The following is a 17442-nucleotide window of genomic DNA, read 5'->3' as shown; positions in this document are numbered from 1 at the left end:
GGGCTATGGCTGCTGATCAGGATCCGCCCGTTATCCCTGGCGTTCGTCGGAGCTTTGTCGAGGCTCGTGGGGTTCGGTTTCATGTAACCGAGGCGGGGGAGGGGGTGCCTGTGCTGGCGTTGCATGGGTGGCCGCAGCATCACTACACGTATCGGGATCTGCTGGCCGATCCGCCGGAGGGGATGCGGATCATTGCGCCGGATCTGCCGGGGTATGGGTGGTCGGGGGCGGCGCCGCATCGGTGGGCGAAGGACGATGTGGCCAGTGATCTGCTGGCGTTGATGGATGCGTTGGGGTTGGACGAGAAGGTCTTGCTGGTGGGGCATGACTGGGGTGGGTGGGTTGGGTTTCGGATGATTCTCAGGGAGCCTGAGCGGTTTCGGGGGTATCTGGTGTGCAATATTGCGCATCCTTGGTCGCCGCCGGGGGTGGTGGCTCGGCAGGCTTGGCGGATATTGGCGTATCAGCCGCTGGTGGCGAGTGTGGGGGTGCCGCTGCAGCAGCGGACACGGTTCCTGGAGTGGCTTATCGGGGCGGCCGCCAAGGGGGAGAACCGGTTTGATCGGGAGACTATCGAGATTTTTGCGGAGCGGTTCCGGGATCCGGTGGTGGCGCGGTCCGCGCGGGATACGTATCGGACGTTTTTGTTGAAGGAGGTGCCGGCGGCGGCTCGGCATCCGGAGCGCCGGCGGGCTACCGTGCCGGTGCGGGCGTTGTTCGGGAAAGACGATGCGGCGGTGCACTATTCGCTGGCTGCGGCGGAGACGGCGCGGGCGGATGACTACACGCTCGAAATGGTGGAGGGGTGCGGGCATTTCATCGTCGATGAGCGGCCCGAGCTGGTGCGGGCGCGCCTGATCGAGTTGGCTGCTGAGACCGCGTAGGTGATGTGGCCGGTGCAGGCTCGCACGAGTGGGTGGTTTCCGGTCGGAATGGTGGTGGGTGACGGGGAAAGTGCGGGATCTGACCGGGTTACCGTCTGCGGCGTCTGATGGCTGCGGTGGCCTCGTCGGCGCATCTGTCGACCGATTGATACACATCGGCTGCGGCGTACCTCAGCACGAGCCACCCATCGAGCATGAGCTCGTTCTGTCGACGCCTGTCGTGGCGGAAGGCCCTCGACTCGCTGTGGAATTCGCGACCGTCGATCTCTATGACGGTGCGCGATCGTTCGTCGACGAAGTCGCAGCGGTACGGGCCGATCGGGTGGTTGCAGAGCAGGCGCATGCCTCGGCGGTTCAGGGCCCGCGCGAACAGGCGTTCCGGCTCTGACGCCGCGTGGATCGCGGCCTCGCGGAGTTGTCTACGGACAGTGGAAGACCCATGCAGGTGGGATTCGCACAATTCGAGCAGGGCCGTCCCTGACACGTGCCGGCCCACGTGCAGATCGATCAGCGCATCGGCCTCACGCTCGGGAAGAACCGAGGCGCAGTCGAACACGGTCAAGGCCGCTGTGGTGAGCGGCAGGTCGTAGCGCTCGTCGATCCATTCGACGCGGAGGCGGCGGCGGTAGAGCCGCAGCCAGTCCGGGGTGCTGCGGTCGGAATCCTTGGGGATGGTCGCCTCCACGCGGGTCGGCTCATCAGGAAGGAGTCCGTGCAACCAGGCGGCGGTGCGATGGCTGAGGATCGCGCGCGGCTGCCAGGCGATGACCGCATGGCATCTATCGAGAGTGGTTGGTGCGCCGAGACAATACGTACGAGGGAGCAGTCGTCTGTAGACGCCGCGCCGGCAGCGGTCGTTGATCGTGCCGACCGGGATGCCCTCCGCAAGGAGTTCGCTGCGTGTACGAATCATCGGGCAAGCGTGTCACTGTGTCCGGACAAAACCGTGACGGCGAGCTGCGATTATGTCGGGTCTGTGGATGGTGGTGCGGCTGTGGAAATCAGTTGGTTCGAGTGTGCCGACATTTCATGTGCGGATGAACCGGCCGGCGGTCGCTCGGGAGTCGTCGACGAGGCGGGCCGGCGCGGTGCTGGTGAGGTTTCGTCTGCGCAAACTCTTTCGGGGATGGGAGTAGGTGCTGTTGGTTGCTGGAGTCGAGGAAACGTGGGTTGACCTGGTGGAACCGGCGTGTGCGGCGGCCGTGAGGCGGTGGCCGGGATAGGGTGGCGGGCGCGGTTCGGCTCCTATGGCTAGAAATTGGTCAAGTGACCGACTAGTCTGCGGGAAACCTGAAATGAAACAGGTTCACTCTTTGGCGGGTGCGGGCTGGGTTCGCATTGTCGCGGGTGTGGAAGTGAGGATGCGATGACTCTGTCCCGGCGGGCTGTGCTGGTGGGGGCTGCGGTGGGCGGCGTGGGGGCCGGTGCGGCGGCGTTCGGTGCGAATATGGTTGGGGCGCAACCCATCAGGCATCGGGCTGCGGGGCAGGACTACCTTGTCGGGGTGGGGATCGCGGATATCACCGGGGCCCCGGCGGGGCAGGGGATGATGGGGTACTCCGAGGCCGATCAGGTCACTACGGGGCTGTTGACGCGGTGTTATGCGCGGGCCTACGTCGTGGTGGATCAGGCTACGGGGGATCGGGTTGCGTTCGTGAATACGGACAATGCCTGCTTGTTCCAGTCGGTGCATCTGGTGGTGATGCAGCAACTTCAGCAGCGGTTCGGGGATCTGTATACCGAGCGGAACGTCAATCTCAATGCGACGCACAACCACAACTCGTGTGGTGGTACCGCGCGGGAGTATGCGTATTCGCTTGCGGCCATGGGGTTTCAGCAGAACTCGCATGATGCCGAGGTGAACGGGATCGTCAAGGCGATCGTTGCGGCGCACGAGAATCTCGGGCCGGGGTCGATCATGCTCGGCCGGGGGGAGTTGCACGACGCCAGTGCGAATCGGTCGCGGGTGGCGTTCGAGGCCAATCCGGACGAGGACAAGGCGGCGTTCCCGGATGCCATCGATCCGCAGGTCACCGTGTTGCGATTCCGGCAGGGCGGCAAGGATGTCGGGGCGATCACGTGGTTCGCCACGCACGGCACCTCGCTGACCGATCGCAACACCCTCATCTCGGCGGACAACAAGGGATACGCCAGTTATCGCTGGGAGCACGACGAGATGGGTGTGCGGCACCTGGACGGCGCGCCGTCGTTCGTGGCCGCGTTCCCGCAGACCAATGCGGGCGATATGACGCCCAATCTGTGGATCCGGCCCATGCATCCGTCGGGGCCGACCGAGGACAATCGCACCAACTGCGCCATCATCGGTGAGCGTCAATATCAGGCGGGCCGAAAGGCTTTCGACGCCGCGACGCCGATGGGCAGTGCCGGCGTGGATTCGGTGCTGCACTATGTTAACCTCGCGGACACCGCCATCGACGGCGACTACACCCCGGATGGCAAGCCCGCCCGCACCTCGCCCGCCATGATGGGCGCGGCGGCCATGGCGACCAGCACCGAGGACAACTGGAACTCGCAGCTGTCGTTCCTGCAGGAGGGCGACGCCAATCCGATGGTGGCCGCGCTCGGCGGACTCAACTCGCCGATCGAAGACTGGATGCGAGATGTGCAGGCGCCCAAGCTGATTCTGGCCCCACTCGGGGTGCTGCCGCCGCGGCCGTGGGTGCCGCAGATCGTGCCGCTGCAGCTGATGCGCATCGGCGATCTGGTGCTGGCCTCGGGGCCGTCGGAGTACACGGTCGTGTCGGGGCTGCGAATCCGGCGACTGGTGGCGCGGGCACTGAATGTGCCGCTGGAGAACGTGCTGCTGCAGGGCTACGCCAATGGCTACTGCGGATACGTCACCACCCCTGAGGAATACGCCTCCCAGCAGTACGAGGGCGGCGAAACCCTGTACGGGCGTTGGACGCTCTCCGCCCACATGCAGGAATTCGACCGTCTGGCAAAGGCTTTGGCGGCACGCATCGACCTCGGCCGCGGCCCGGCCCCGCTCGACTGGGCCTTCGGATTGCAGCCGAACCTGCTGCCGCCGGTCCCGGCCGACCTGCCGCACGCCGGACGCGCCTATGGTGACGTTCTCACCCAGCCTGACGCGAACTACGGTGCAGGACAGACGGTTTCGGTGGAGTTCGTCGGCGCTCACCCCAACAACAACTTCCACCTGGATGGCACCTACTTCGAGGTCCAGCAGGGCTCCGGCGATGACTGGCGGCGCGTCTACGACGACAATGACTGGTGCACCGAACTGCACTGGTCCCGCCCGGACGGCCAGCCTGCCGCCTCCACCATCAACATCCAGTGGACGGTTACGGACAGTGCCCCCGCGGGCCGCTACCGGATCCAGTACACCGGTGACAGCCGTGACGCCGGCGGAACCGTCAACGAATTCACTGGAACATCGGCGGAATTCGTGATCGGCTGATCCCATGGTGTTTGTCCGGCCCGCCGACGTGGCGGACGAGAAGTTCCTGTGGGCCATGCTGTTCGAGGCGTCGTATGCCCGCGATCGGGGCATGGTCTCACCGGACGAGCTGATGGATCAGCCGAAGCTCGCGAAGTATGTCTAGAACTGGGGTGCCGCAGGTGACCTCGGTGTGGTCGGCGGGTTCGACGGCGTATTGCTCGGTGCCGCATGGCTGCGCCGGTTCACCGCCGAGGACGCGGCCCTGGGGTACATCGACAGCGACACTCCGGAACTGGCAATCGGTGTCGCGCCCGAGAGCCGTGGCACCGGACTGGGAACGGCGGTGATGACGGCACTCCTCGACACCGCCCGCGAACAGTACGACGCCGTGAGTCTGAGTGTCCGCCTGGAGAATCCGGCCCGGCGGCTCTACGAACGCCTCGGCTTCGTCGACGTACCGGGATCGGAAATCCTCAATCCGGCCGGAACCACCAGCATCACAATGCTTCTCCGCTTCCGCTGATCGACGGGCCTTCGCTGATCGACACAACGCCACTACTCCGACCGGGCTGCAGCGCAGCCCGTTGGCGTCGACCATTCGCCGTCCGCCTGTCGGCCGACCAGCCCTGGACTCCAGTCGATCAGTGCTGCGGTGCGAGGTCGAACGCCAGCCGCCCTGGCGCAAGATAGTCGTCGCGGTCCAGCAGCATCCGGATCTCCGGCCGCTCAGCCTCCGGCATCCGCGCGACCTCCTCATGCAGCGGCGTCCGGAACGCCTCACCCCGGGCGGTGATCAACGGCAGCCAGTTGTCGTGATGGTTGGGCACGAACACCTTCGGCCGCAGCGCCTCGATATAGCTGCGCGGGTCCCGCAGCCCATTCGTGAACTGGTTGTACCCCTGCACCGCGCCGATGTGCACATCCGAGGCGGGCAGCGTGCGCAGCACATCCAGGACGTGCGGCGCCTTGTCCAGCAGCGGGCCGGAGGAATCGTGCCAGGTCAGCACGAAATCGCCGAGCCGGAACTGGTACAGCAGAACTCCGCCCTCCGGTGCGAGCAGATTGCGCGCCAGGTGTCCGGCGTCGGCCAGCCCCGGGGGATAGGCGCGGATATCACACAGACAGGGCTTGGGCCGCACGGGTGCGGAGGCATCCGCCCCCTCGTGCCGCGGTGTCCGCGCCGAGTGCAGATGGCGCACCGCGGTCACCGAAAGCCCCGGCGTGAGCTCGAAGTCGTAGCGGTCGCCCGGCGCGGACTTGCCGGAACCCAGTTCCTGACAAGCCAATTCGGCCCCGCCCACCTGCTTGCGAGCCGTCGCGCAGTGCTCGGCGGTCCCGTGCACCACGGCCCCGCTCGCCCGCGCGATCGCCCCCGCATCGGCCGCGTGATCGAAATGCCCGTGCCCGATGAAGATCGCCGCCGGATCCAGCGCCGCGACCTCCTCCGGCCCGGTCGGCACATACCCGGACGTCGCCCCGCGCGGCACCCACGCATCCAGCAGAAACACCACGCCACCCATGGCCACCGCGAAACTGGCACACCCGAACCAGGACACCAGCACCTGATCCTCCCGCACCGCACCGCTGACCGGGTCCACCGCCGCCTCCCCGAAGAAGCGCTGACGTGCGGCAATGGTCTGACTACTGGCCACCCGGTACCCCTTTGTCTCGCGTCACAGCGGACACCGCCCGCCGCCGCCCCGCATTCTGCCTCCATCCGTCTGACCTGTCACCCGACCGCCCTCACCCCCGATCCCCGCACAACGCCCGGCCCGTCGGGGACCGCGGTGGCATCCGGAGCGGTGGATCGGGTTGTGCTGCCGCCCGGGGTCGCGGCGCGCCCGGCCTGCAGCCGCGCAGTCGGAGCACATCGCATATGCACCCAATTCCTACCTGCACTGCGGTCGACCGAATCTCTTGGCCCGATGGCGCGAGCACGGTCGCAACATCGCCGGCAACGATGGCGCCGGCCGCATGGCGACCACGCGATGGTCCTCGACACGACTGGCTCGAGCCTCGCCGACATATTGTGCGGTGGGACGACAGCGGGCGCCGCTGTCGTCGTCAATCGCCGGTCGTCATATTCGCGCCGGCAGGGGCAGCGCCAGATACACGTGGAACGACGGGTGCGCTGCTGGGCGCGTGGCCGTACTGGAGTGTGGACGCCACCCATCAGACCTTCGATCGTCCGAACTTGCTGAGGCCGAAGCCGAGAGGGTGTCGCCGCCCGGTTCTGAAAGTAGGCGCAATCGCATCTGTTCGATGGTCGACACCCCGATTCCGGCGGTAAACCACTGCCTCACCGATCGGCTCGCTCGTCGGCGGGGACGGGCCGACGAGCGGCGTCGACGAAAGCAAGGAGCGGGTTGTCAAGGGTCGCTCGCACACTCGTGGAGGTAACCGAGACCTTGCCGTTGCCGTGGGCTATCGGTTGGTGAATCCTGGAATCACACCGTGACGAAGCGGTCGGTAAATGTTCAGCCTGCTGTTAATCAATCAGCGTTGCATCGTATTCAGAGGTAGCTGAACGACGGCTGCTCCGAGGGCAATTGGGGGCCCACCATGTACAACGACGTGCATGCGGCCGCGCGGGAACGCGATGACCACAAGTACACGATGCGCATCAGCCGGCTGGCGATCGACAAACTCGGCATCCGGCTCTACGACAGGGTTTCGGCGGTCCTGGCCGAACTCATCGCCAATTCCTACGATGCCGACGCCACCGAGGTCGAGGTCGTGCTGCCGTGGGGTGCGATGCTGGCCGGAACCGTCAGGGCCGCAGACGAACCGGCATACGAGATCGTCGTCTCCGACAACGGGCACGGGATGACCGCGGAGGAGATCAACGAGCACTATCTGATGGTCGGATCCGACCGGCGCGTGCGCACCGGGTCCGATCTGTCCCGGGAACGGCGGCGGCCGGTAATGGGGCGCAAGGGAATCGGGAAGCTCGCCGCCTTCGGCATCTGCCGCACCATCGAGGTGATCACGGCGGGCAGCCGGGACGACGACAGAACCCCGCTGGGCTGGAACGTCTCCCACATCGTGATGGACCTCGACGACATGCTCTCCGACACCGAGAGCGACTACTTCCCGCGCCCGGGCCGGCTGGACGGCACGTTCGCCTCCCAAAGGGGCACCACCGTCATCCTGCGGAATTTCTTTCGCAAGCGGGTGAATACGGGCACCGAACTGAACCGGCAGCTGGCGGCCCGTTTCGGCATCGAACGCGCGGACTGGCGGGTGGAGGTGCGCAATGCCATCGGCCCGGAGAGCTTCATTCTCAGCCAGCTGCCGATCGACGTCATGGAGGAGACCCGGATCGACGCCGGCCGGGTGCCGGTGCGATTCGGGCGGCAATTCCTGCCGGTGACGGGCTGGATCGCCTACTCGAAACAGCCGTACCGGGACGAGGCGATGGCCGGGGTCCGCATCTACGCGCGCGGCAAGATCGTTGCGCAGACAAGGGATTTCGGCATCTCTTCCGGATTCACCGGCGAATTCAAACTGCGCTCCTATCTGGTCGGCGCGATCCATGTCGACTGGCTCGACGATGACGACGATCTCGTCCGCTCCGACCGCCAGGACATCATGTGGAGCTCCCCGCGCGGTGAGGCGCTCGCGCAGTGGGGCCGGGCGCTGATCAAGGAGATCGGCAGGCTCGGCGAGAAATCCATCCGCCGCCGGGTCTGGGAGGAGTTCGTCGAGCGCTCCCGCATCCACGAGACCCTCGACGCCATCGCGCCCGGCGACCGCGTGTTCCGCGACTCCGTCCTGGACGCGGCACGAATCCTGGTGGCGCACAAGGATCGTGCCTCGATGGACGATCCCACGCACATCGAGAACATGCTGCGGCTGGCGCTGTCGCTGGGCCCGCAGCGCAGCCTGCTCGACACCCTCAAGGAGATCGCCGAGGACGCCGACCCCGCACTGGACGTGGTGGTCGCGCTGTTCGAGCGGGCCCGGGTGGCCGAGATCTACTCGCTGGGCCAGATCGCCAGTGAGCGTGTCGCCGTGGTGAACCGGCTGCGCTCGCTAATCGACGACCGCCGCTCCCTGGAACGACCCTTCCAGGAGCTCATCGAATCCGCCCCCTGGCTGCTCGCCCCCGAGTGGACCCCGCTGGGCATGAACGAATCCCTCAAACGCGTGCGCGCCAGCTTCGAACGCTGGTACGCACACAAATTCGGCACCCCGCTGGTGACCACGTCCATCGGCAGCGAGAAGCGCGAACCCGACTTCGTCCTGCTGCACGACTCCGGCGAACTGTGGATCGTCGAGATCAAGCGCATGGACTACCACCTCACCGACGAGGAGTACAACCGCGCCGTCAACTACCTCTACGAACTCGACCACTTCCTCGACGAGAACCCCCGCATCGGCGCCCAATTCCCGCGCCGCCGCCTCACTTTCATCGTCGACCACATCGACAGGCTCGGCCCCGCATCCCTCTCCTCCCTGGTCAGCGACCACCGAGTGGACCGCCGCACCTGGCGCGAACTCCTCGACGCCACCCTCCGAGCCCACCGCGACTTCCTCGAACGCGTGTACACCATGCGAGATCCCGAAGCCGACGAGGAAGGCCCGCCCGAGAACATGCGAGCAGGCTGACCGAATCGTCTGCCACCCGCACCGCACGGTCAGCGCCGGGCCGAAGGGGCACGGCCCGCGTGACGCGGCAGTGCGCGATGCGGGGCGCGGTGCCCGGGCCGAAGAAGGGCCGGCCCGGGCGCCTGCGGCGAGAGCACTGCGAAAGACGCGGCGCGCGGCCGCGACTCGCGGTGCCCTCGTCCCGTGGACGCGAATACACAGATGCGACGCGGGGTCGTGCCGCCGCGGAATCTGAGTGATACGTAGAGGCAGGGAAATTCGATAGGGAGGTAGGGCCGTGTGAGTTGCCTTGGCTGTGGGAGCGGCCGGGGCGGGCGTGGCGGCCGACCGTGTAGGCCGGGGGCGTGACACCATGGACCGCGGCACGCGCGGGGGCGTGGGAGTCCCGTCGGTTCGAGAAGGTTTGGTAATGGTGCACGGCACGGTGAAGTGGTTCGACAGCGAAAAGGGGTTCGGGTTCCTGAGCCCGGACAGTGGCGGGCCGGACGTGTTCGTGGAGTACACCGCGGTGGAGGGCGAGGGCTTCCGGTCGCTCGTGGAGGGGCAGCGGGTCGAATTCGAGGTGCGGCGCACCAAGCCGGGGCCAGAGGCGCTGATCGTGCGGGTCATTGCGGGAGCCGACTACTGAGACGCGGCGTCCGGCCGAACACGCATCGCGGCGGCCGTCCCGAGATGATCGGGGCGGCCGCCGCTGCGTGATGCTCTGGGGATTCTGTCAGCCGCGCAGCCGCCGCCGGAAGAATTCCGCGGATAGAGCCTGTGCATTTTGCCGGTGGGCCGGGTCGTCCCCGGCGAATTCCGCGGCGGCTCGCTCGAATTCGGTGGAGATGAACGTCGCGATCGGTTCGGGCACCCTGCCGGCGCCCATTTCCCGAGTGCGGGATTTCAACTCCGTCAGTTCTTTCACCGCGGTAGTGAAATCGTCAGGGAGATCGCATTCGTCGAGCAGGGTCGGCAAATGCATCGGCGCCACCGCTTTATTCGGGTATTCGTGTAGCCAGCGCAATGCCATGGCCGGCCGCAACGAATAGAACACCTTTTTCAGCGAACGATTGGTATCGAAGAGACGCCACTGACGGCGACCCAGATGCAGGTAGTGCCGGGCTACCCTGTTGCGGTCGGCTACTTCGTCGGCCAGTGCGCGCAATTCGTCCCGGAATTGCGCGTCACCGCGGTAGACGATCGGCGACATCAGCCATTCGATGAGGACCGCGTTCCCGTTCACCAGCAGCCGCAGCGCCTTCACGAGGTCCCAGCCATTGACATCGAGTAAGCCCACCAAAGGAGTCTCGATGACGTCGCGACCGGGCCAGGGGGTGAGGTAGCCGTCCAGCGGCCGGAGGTAGACGAAGCGGCAGTCGTAGTCCGAGTCGGGGGAGGGGAAGCCCCAGGCGCGGCTACCGCTCTCGATGGCGAGCAGCACGTCGACGCGGTGTTCACGCACGATCCGGTCCAGTTCGCCGTCGATCGTGGCGACCACCGCCGGGTCCATGGAAGCGGGGATCGAGCGCAGGGTCATGGCGGTCGACGTTAGCGCCCCGGGATCCCGCTGGTCCACGCGTTTTCCGTGCGTCGGGGCCCCCAGAAATAGGGGCGTGATAGCCACGTTATATGGCGGGAATTCGACACTCATATGAATGGGGCCACAGAATCCGCATGTCGTGACGCCGGTCACATAGCGTAAATCCCCCGTAACAGGCCGTGAAACCGGCCCGATAGGCTTCACGTCAGAAAGTCCGTACGGAATTCAGAAGAGGTATTTTCATGATCCCCGTTATCATCGACACCGGTTCCGCTGCCCTCAACGGCCTGCTCGACACCGGTTCGGCCGCGCTGCACGGCATCCTGTCCACCCTTTGGACCGGCTCCTTCGGCCGCTAGGAACTGCTGACGTCGATTACTCGACTTTCGAAAGCCCGGTCTCGGACTCCGTAGCTCCGATGCCGGGCTTTCGGCTATCCGTGAAGGGTGTCGCAACACGCTGAATTGTGCCCTCAGAGCGCGCAAGTCCATCGAAGTCGGCCGAAAGTCGAGGTCGCATTTTCGCTGAGGCACCTTCCCGGCAATGCCCTATCTTCGGCTACGCCGTGGCCGACATCATGATCGCCACCGCGGACCAGACCGACGAGACCCCGGCCTGGTGGGACGCCGACCTACCGGCCGCCGGCCCGGAACCCGCAGGTGAGAACCGACGCACCGAAAGATCCACGCGAGAAACGGAATCGGGGCTGTCACTGTGAATATCGAAGCGCTGCAGTCACTGGCGCAGATCTGGACCGACGGCGCGGTGGCAGATCCGATGCTGCCGGCCGAAGTTGCCGTCCGAGCCGTGCTCCAGGAGCCGGTTCCGGTATCTCCGACACACGCTTCGGGTAAACCCGCAGTTCACAGGTTTGATGGCAGTTGCCTACCAGGCGGTAAAACACCCCGGATCCCAGCGCACTAAGCTATCGCCCGTAAATCCCGGAACCCTTCCTCAGGAGTACCCCACCGTGAGCCAAGCAGGCCGTCCTGTTGTTCTGATCGCCGACAAGCTCGCCCAGTCGACCGTCGACGCGCTCGGCGACGGTGTCGAGGTGCGCTGGGTCGATGGCCCCAACCGCCCCGAGCTGCTCGCGGCCGTGCCGGAAGCCGATGCGCTGCTGGTCCGTTCGGCCACCACCGTCGATGCCGAGGTGCTCGAGGCCGGCAAGAACCTCAAGATCGTCGCCCGGGCCGGCGTCGGCCTCGACAATGTCGACGTGCCCGCGGCCACCGAGCGCGGCGTCATGGTCGTCAACGCGCCGACCTCCAACATCCACACCGCCGCCGAGCACGCCGTCACCCTGCTGCTCTCGGCCGCCCGCCAGATCCCGGCCGCCGACGCCACCCTGCGCGAGCACACCTGGCAGCGCAGCAAGTTCAACGGTGTCGAGATCTTCGGCAAGACCGTCGGCGTCATCGGCCTGGGCCGCATCGGCCAGCTGTTCGCGCAGCGTCTCGCCGCCTTCGAGACCAAGGTCGTCGCGTACGACCCCTACACCTCCCCGGCCCGCGCCGCCCAGCTGGGCATCGAGCTGCTGACCCTGGACGAGGTGCTCGAGCGCGCCGACTTCATCTCCATTCACCTGCCCAAGACTCCTGAGACCAAGGGCATGCTGAACAAGGAGACGCTGGCCAAGACCAAGAAGGGCGTCATCATCGTCAACGCCGCCCGCGGCGGTCTGATCGACGAGCAAGCCCTGGCCGACGCCATCACCTCCGGCCACGTGCGCGCCGCCGGTATCGACGTCTTCGAGACCGAGCCGTCCACCGACAGCCCGCTGTTCAACCTGCCGCAGGTCGTGGTGACCCCGCACCTGGGCGCCTCCACCGCCGAGGCCCAGGACCGCGCCGGCACCGATGTCGCCAAGTCCGTGCAGCTCGCCCTCGCCGGCGAGTTCGTGCCCGGCGCGGTGAACGTCACCGGTGGCGCGGTCAACGAGATCGTCGCCCCGTGGCTGGACATCGTCCGCAAGCAGGGCGCGCTGCTGGGCGCCCTCGCCGACGAGCTGCCGGTCTCCATCGAGGTCCAGGTGCGCGGCGAGCTGTCCTCGGAAGACGTTGCGGTGTTCGAGCTCTCGGCTCTGCGCGGCGTGTTCTCGGCTCTCATCGAGGACTCGGTGACCTTCGTCAACGCCCCGTCGCTGGCCAAGGACCGCGGCCTCGAGGCCTCGGTCACCACCCACAGCGAGAGCCCGACCCACCGCAGCCTGGTCGACCTGCGCGCCGTGTTCGGCGACGGCCGCACCCTGAACGTGGCCGGCACCCTGACCGAGCCCGCCCAGGTCGAGAAGATCGTCAACATCAACGGCCGCAACTACGACATGCGCGCCGAGGGCCTGAACCTGGCCGTCCTCGCCTACGAGGACAAGCCCGGTCAGCTCGGCCGCCTGGCCACCAAGCTCGGCGACGCGGGTATCGACATCCTCGCCGCCCAGCTCACCCAGGACCTCGACCAGGAGGGCGCCACCGTCGTCCTCCGCGTCAACAAGGAGGTCCCGGCCGACGTCCAGAGCGCCATCGCCGAGGCCGTCGGCGCGGCCAAGGTCGCCCTGGTCAGCCTGGACTGAGATAGACCTCGCGCCACGCGATGAGGGCCCCTTCCACGGACAGTGGAAGGGGCCCGATGCGTTCGAGGGGAAATATCAGCGACCCGGCCGGCGATCCCGGGCTTCGATCGCGTCGCGCGCCTCGGCCAGACCGGCCGTCGGGTCCTGGTCCCGGTACAGCTTGATGGCCTGGATCTTCTTGCCGCGCTGCAGGAGATCGTCGATCGCGCTGTAGTCGATGGCGCCGCCCGGATCGGCGATACCCAGATGCTCGATGATGAGATCGATCTTGCGTTCCAGGCGATGAAGTTTGCGCTCGAGTCGGAGATTGTCGAACATCCACCGAACACTACCGACCCCGCCATGATTGATGAATGCGAGGAAAGACGCCGCCGACCGAGCCGCTGTCCGCGCGGGAGCGGCGCAATCTGCTGATCGGAAGCACTGTCGTCGTCGCGCTGATCGTGGCGGGGGTGGTGGCGTGGGCGGTGCTCGATCATCGGCCGGATTACTCGCGCTTCGAGAATGGCTGTGTCGCAGTGCTTTCCGCCGGGACGATGGGTGGTCAGCAGCAGCGGGCGTGTGGCGCGCAGGCGCAGGAGTGGTGCCGGACGGTGGCGGGGCAGCAGGACGCTCTTTCCCTGCGCGTGCAACAAGAGTGTCGACGCGCGGGAATTCAGCCCTCGTAGTCCCACGTGCAGCCGCAGCCCGCTGGCGTGACCCCGCGCGAGCGGCCGGTGATCTCACTGGTTGGGAGCGATTCGCCCTGGTGAAAGGGGTTGCGGGCGTACCCGCTATGGTGGCCGGTGACTCTCCTGCCAGCGTGGAGAGGATCACCCGCGCGTCTCATCGAACGGAGCATGGATTTCATGAAACTGGCTGTCATTCCGGGCGACGGTATCGGTCCCGAGGTCATCGCCGAGGCCCTCAAGGTGCTCGACGTCGTGGTGCCCGGTGTCGCGAAGACCGAATACGACCTGGGGGCCAAGCGGTTCCATGCCACCGGCGAGATCCTCCCGGACAATGTCATTCCGGAGCTCAAGCAGCACGACGCCATCCTGCTGGGCGCCATCGGCGACCCGTCGGTGCAGAGCGGCCTGCTCGAGCGCGGCCTGCTGCTGCGCACCCGCTTCGAGCTGGACCACCACGTGAACCTGCGCCCGTCCAAGCTGTACCCGGGCGTCACCAGCCCGCTCGCGGCCAACCCGGACATCGACTTCGTGGTCGTGCGCGAGGGCACCGAGGGCCCCTACACCGGCACCGGCGGCGCGATCCGCGTCAACACCCCGCACGAGGTGGCCACCGAGGTCTCCACCAACACCCGCTTCGGTGTCGAGCGCGTGGTCCGCTACGCCTTCGAGACCGCCCGCAAGCGCCGCAAGCACCTGACCCTGGTGCACAAGAACAATGTGCTGGCCTTCGCCGGTTCGCTGTGGTCGCGCACGGTCGCCGAGGTCGGCGCGGAGTACCCGGACATCGAAACCGCCTACCAGCACATCGATGCCGCCACCATCCACATGGTGACCGACCCGGGCCGCTTCGACGTGATCGTCACCGACAACCTGTTCGGCGACATCATCACCGACCTGGCCGCCGCCGTCTCCGGTGGCATCGGCCTGGCCGCCTCCGGCAATATCGACGCCTCGGGCACCAACCCGTCCATGTTCGAGCCGGTGCACGGTTCGGCCCCGGACATCGCGGGCCAGTCCAAGGCCGACCCGACCGCCGCGATCCTCTCGGTGTCCCTGCTGCTGAACCACCTCGGCAAGGCCGAGGAGGCCGCCCGCATCGAGGCCGCCGTCGCCAAGGATCTGGCGTCGCGCTCGGGTGCCGCCTCGACCGTCGAGGTCGGCGACCGGATCGCCGCCTCGCTCTAGCGTTTCCACGGTCAAGCCCCCGTTCCCGCAACAGCGGCGAACGGGGGCTTTTCCTTGTTCACGGCCGGATATCGAGCCCGGCAAGGTGATTCGCCGGTCCGTACCACCCGGCGAATCGTCGAAACCCGACTACTTCACACGCTCCGTCCGTTCCCTCCTCGTCGCCGAAATGCAATCCTGGGAGGGGTTTCGTTGAAACCTCCTGGGCCAGTGAGGCATATCGCACAATTTCATTAGGATGCGAAAACTTAACGGGCACAGCTCTTCCTGATTTGCCGGCGATCAGCCGGTCACCGGGAACCCCTGGGCACCAACGGGACTGCCGCCAGCGCCACCACCGCCGCGAGCAGGTAGGTGATCGGAAAACCGGCCGCGGTGATCAATGCGCCGAAGGCCGGGGCGATCACGGCCGCCGCCAGGTTCTGGCCCGTGTTCTGGATACCCAGCCCGCGACCCGACCAATAGGGACCGGCGATCTCGGCGACCGCCGTGAAGGCCAGGCCGTTGTCGGCCACCGTGATGACCGAGGCCGCGACCAGAATCGGGACGGCCGCCCACCACTGGTGCATCCAGGCCGCTACGGCCAAGGCGGACATGGAGATTACGGCCGCGATCGCCACCGTGCGCAGCGGCCGCAACCGGCTGCCCACCCGATCCGACCAGATCCCCGCGCCGATTCGCCCTCCCGCGCCCAGGATTTGGGTGGCCGTGACCAGCGCGCCCGCCGCCGGCAGCGACATGCCGACATCCCGGTGCAGCCACAGCAGGCCGAAGGTCCAGATGGTGGCCTGCGGAATCACCAGCAGAATCGACACCCCGTGAATGCGCCACAGCGTGGAGTCGCCACGGTACGGGTTGGCGGGACGCCCTGCGCCCCTGGCCGATTCGGGCCGTGGCGGATCCACGATCCCGAACAGGCAGCCGACCGCGGCCGCGCCCGCCATGGCCGCGGGGACCAGGACGGCCATCGAGAACCCGTGTGCCGCAGCGACGGCCGGGATGGTGATGGCGCCGACGGCCACGCCCAGCGGCTGGGCGGCCTGCCGGATGCCCATGGCCATCCCGCGCTGATCCGGCGGGAACCAGCCCACGATGACCCGCCCGCTGGCGGCATTGGTGCTGCCCGCTCCGGCCCCGGCCAGGAACAGCAATGCGCCCAGTGCAACATAGTTCGAGACCGTCGCCGCCGCCATGCCCGCCGCGAACATCAGCGCGGGACCGGCCACCAGGGCCTTGTGCTCGCCCACGTGATCGACGATCCAGCCCCACGCGATCAGCGTGCAGACCAGGCCGACGGTGGGCATGGCGACCAGCAGACCGGCGGTGGCCAGCGGCATTCCGCGCTGGGTCAGTGCAGGCAGCAGGAAGGCGGTGCCGTGCACCAGCGCGGCGCTGGAGCTCTGGGCGAAGACGCCGAGCGCCAGCATGGTCCACCGTCGTGTCGTCCCGATCTGTGTCACGGTGGCCATCGCCCTCACCTGTCTCACTATTTGGAATTAATGTCCTACTCTGTGAACATCGGATCTCACCGTACACGTGATGCGCAAGACGATTTCTGGGACGAGCTGTCAGTTTGCTCACACTCGCCCACCGATCTTGTGAGTCCACCCGCGAGACCCGAGTTCGCTTGCGTATAAGGGCTTTCCACATTCGGATCGGGGCGATGCGGCCCGTGATGCCACCCCTCCCGGCCGCCCCCGCCCCCGCCCTGCCGACCCTTGTCCCCGGGTCCGTTCCCGCCCCGCGGTTGGGCGCGTTCGGGCAGGTCGAGGCCGGTCGATAGGATGCCAACCATGCGCCTAGGTCGAGTTGCCAGCCCAGATGGAGTCGCTTTCGTCAGCATCGAAGGGGACGGTTCCGACGCCGTCGTCCGGGAGATCGCCGAACACCCGTTCGGTACCCCGACCTTCACCGGTCGCAGCTGGCCGCTGGCCGACGTGCGGCTGCTGGCCCCGATCCTCGCCAGCAAGGTGATCTGCATCGGCAAGAACTACGCCGCGCACGCCGAGGAGATGGGCGGCCCGGCCCCGGCCGACCCGGTCATCTTCATGAAGCCGAGCACCTCGATCCAGAGCCCCAACGCTCCGATCATCCTGCCGCCCAGCTCTTCTCAGGTCGACTACGAGGGCGAACTGGCGATCGTCATCGGCCGCCCCTGCAAGGACGTGCCCGCCGCCCGCGCCAACGAGGTGATCCTGGGCTACACCGTCGCCAATGACGTCACCGCCCGCGACCAGCAGCGCCACGATGGCCAGTGGACCCGTGCCAAGGGCTACGACACCTTCTGCCCGCTCGGCCCGTGGATCGAGACCGCGCTGGACCCTGCGGATCTGGAGATCGTCACCGAGGTCGACGGCCAGGTGAAGCAGCGCAGCCGCACTTCACTTCTGCTGCACGATATTCCGAAGCTGATCGAGTGGGTCACCGCCGTAATGACCTTGCTCCCCGGTGATGTCATCCTCACCGGCACCCCGGAGGGCGTCGGCCCGCTGCAGGCCGGCCAGACCGTGTCGGTGACCGTCTCCGGCATCGGCACCCTGTCCAATCCCGTTGCCGCCAAACGCTGAACGAAAGAGAGC

16 protein-coding genes are annotated in these 17442 nt (G+C 66.9%); 11 read left to right on the top strand and 5 right to left on the bottom strand.

Annotated elements, in window-relative coordinates; all coding sequences use genetic code 11:
• Positions 1-5: 5 nt before the first annotated feature.
• Positions 6-884, top strand: coding sequence for an alpha/beta fold hydrolase (locus ACFXIV_RS43570; protein ID WP_379402820.1), 879 nt, complete (start codon positions 6-8; stop codon positions 882-884).
• 88 nt (positions 885-972) lie between these two features.
• Here the strand turns inward: ACFXIV_RS43570 and ACFXIV_RS43565 are convergent, their stop codons facing one another.
• Positions 973-1797, bottom strand: a complete 825-nt coding sequence (locus ACFXIV_RS43565; protein WP_379402819.1) for a DUF559 domain-containing protein — start codon at positions 1795-1797, stop codon at positions 973-975.
• A gap of 453 nt (positions 1798-2250) precedes the next feature.
• Between ACFXIV_RS43565 and ACFXIV_RS43560 the strand changes: the two genes are divergently transcribed.
• The 3 genes from ACFXIV_RS43560 to ACFXIV_RS43550 are packed head-to-tail and all read left to right on the top strand — an operon-like array spanning position 2251 to position 4828.
• Positions 2251-4323, top strand: coding sequence for a neutral/alkaline ceramidase (locus ACFXIV_RS43560; RefSeq protein ID WP_379402818.1), 2073 nt, complete (start codon positions 2251-2253; stop codon positions 4321-4323).
• A 4-nt stretch (positions 4324-4327) separates the two neighbouring features.
• On the top strand, positions 4328-4468 hold the full coding sequence (locus ACFXIV_RS43555) for a hypothetical protein (RefSeq protein ID WP_379402817.1): 141 nt from the start codon (positions 4328-4330) through the stop codon (positions 4466-4468).
• A gap of 27 nt (positions 4469-4495) precedes the next feature.
• Entirely contained in the window at positions 4496-4828 is a 333-nt protein-coding gene (locus ACFXIV_RS43550) for a GNAT family N-acetyltransferase (protein ID WP_379402816.1), read from the top strand.
• A gap of 118 nt (positions 4829-4946) precedes the next feature.
• Here ACFXIV_RS43550 and ACFXIV_RS43545 read toward each other — a convergent pair whose 3' ends face one another.
• Entirely contained in the window at positions 4947-5957 is a 1011-nt protein-coding gene (locus ACFXIV_RS43545; protein WP_379402815.1) for an MBL fold metallo-hydrolase, read from the bottom strand.
• 910 nt (positions 5958-6867) lie between these two features.
• Between ACFXIV_RS43545 and ACFXIV_RS43540 the strand changes: the two genes are divergently transcribed.
• Together ACFXIV_RS43540 and ACFXIV_RS43535 are read left to right on the top strand one after the other, a co-directional pair.
• A complete protein-coding gene (locus ACFXIV_RS43540; RefSeq protein WP_379402814.1) occupies positions 6868-8916 on the top strand; it encodes an ATP-binding protein in 2049 nt (682 codons plus the stop codon).
• Between the two features lie 409 nt (positions 8917-9325).
• Positions 9326-9544: a cold-shock protein gene (locus ACFXIV_RS43535; RefSeq protein ID WP_354837910.1), complete on the top strand. Its 219-nt coding sequence runs from the start codon at positions 9326-9328 to the stop codon at positions 9542-9544.
• A gap of 87 nt (positions 9545-9631) precedes the next feature.
• On the opposite strand, the gene ACFXIV_RS43530 is transcribed toward ACFXIV_RS43535, so the two are convergent.
• A complete protein-coding gene (locus ACFXIV_RS43530) occupies positions 9632-10435 on the bottom strand; it encodes a DNA polymerase beta superfamily protein (RefSeq protein ID WP_379421449.1) in 804 nt (267 codons plus the stop codon).
• A gap of 568 nt (positions 10436-11003) precedes the next feature.
• Between ACFXIV_RS43530 and ACFXIV_RS43525 the strand changes: the two genes are divergently transcribed.
• Together ACFXIV_RS43525 and serA are read left to right on the top strand one after the other, a co-directional pair.
• Positions 11004-11156 carry a hypothetical protein gene (locus tag ACFXIV_RS43525; RefSeq protein ID WP_379402812.1) on the top strand — a complete coding sequence of 51 codons (153 nt, stop codon included), beginning with the start codon at positions 11004-11006 and terminating at the stop codon, positions 11154-11156.
• A 252-nt stretch (positions 11157-11408) separates the two neighbouring features.
• Entirely contained in the window at positions 11409-13007 is a 1599-nt protein-coding gene (serA, locus tag ACFXIV_RS43520) for a phosphoglycerate dehydrogenase (RefSeq protein ID WP_379402811.1), read from the top strand.
• 75 nt (positions 13008-13082) lie between these two features.
• Here serA and ACFXIV_RS43515 read toward each other — a convergent pair whose 3' ends face one another.
• The gene (locus ACFXIV_RS43515) at positions 13083-13325 is read right to left on the bottom strand and encodes a hypothetical protein (RefSeq protein ID WP_379402810.1); all 243 of its coding nucleotides are present in this window, start codon (positions 13323-13325) and stop codon (positions 13083-13085) included.
• A 35-nt stretch (positions 13326-13360) separates the two neighbouring features.
• Here ACFXIV_RS43515 and ACFXIV_RS43510 point away from each other — a divergent pair, with 35 nt between their 5' ends.
• On the top strand, positions 13361-13675 hold the full coding sequence (locus ACFXIV_RS43510; protein WP_379402809.1) for a hypothetical protein: 315 nt from the start codon (positions 13361-13363) through the stop codon (positions 13673-13675).
• Between the two features lie 180 nt (positions 13676-13855).
• Complete coding sequence (locus ACFXIV_RS43505) at positions 13856-14863, top strand: 3-isopropylmalate dehydrogenase (protein ID WP_379402808.1); 1008 nt, start codon at positions 13856-13858, stop codon at positions 14861-14863.
• A gap of 290 nt (positions 14864-15153) precedes the next feature.
• Here ACFXIV_RS43505 and ACFXIV_RS43500 read toward each other — a convergent pair whose 3' ends face one another.
• Positions 15154-16332, bottom strand: coding sequence for an MFS transporter (locus ACFXIV_RS43500; protein WP_379402807.1), 1179 nt, complete (start codon positions 16330-16332; stop codon positions 15154-15156).
• Positions 16333-16656: 324 nt separating this feature from the next.
• Between ACFXIV_RS43500 and ACFXIV_RS43495 the strand changes: the two genes are divergently transcribed.
• A complete protein-coding gene (locus tag ACFXIV_RS43495) occupies positions 16657-17430 on the top strand; it encodes a fumarylacetoacetate hydrolase family protein (RefSeq protein ID WP_379402806.1) in 774 nt (257 codons plus the stop codon).
• Positions 17431-17442 lie beyond the last annotated feature (12 nt).

The sequence above is a fragment of the Nocardia sp. NPDC059236 genome (assembly GCF_042754085.1).
In the GTDB taxonomy this organism is placed as follows: Bacteria; Actinomycetota; Actinomycetes; order Mycobacteriales; family Mycobacteriaceae; genus Nocardia.
Note: the sequence above shows the minus strand (reverse complement) of the source record. Positions and strands in the feature narration are given on the sequence as shown.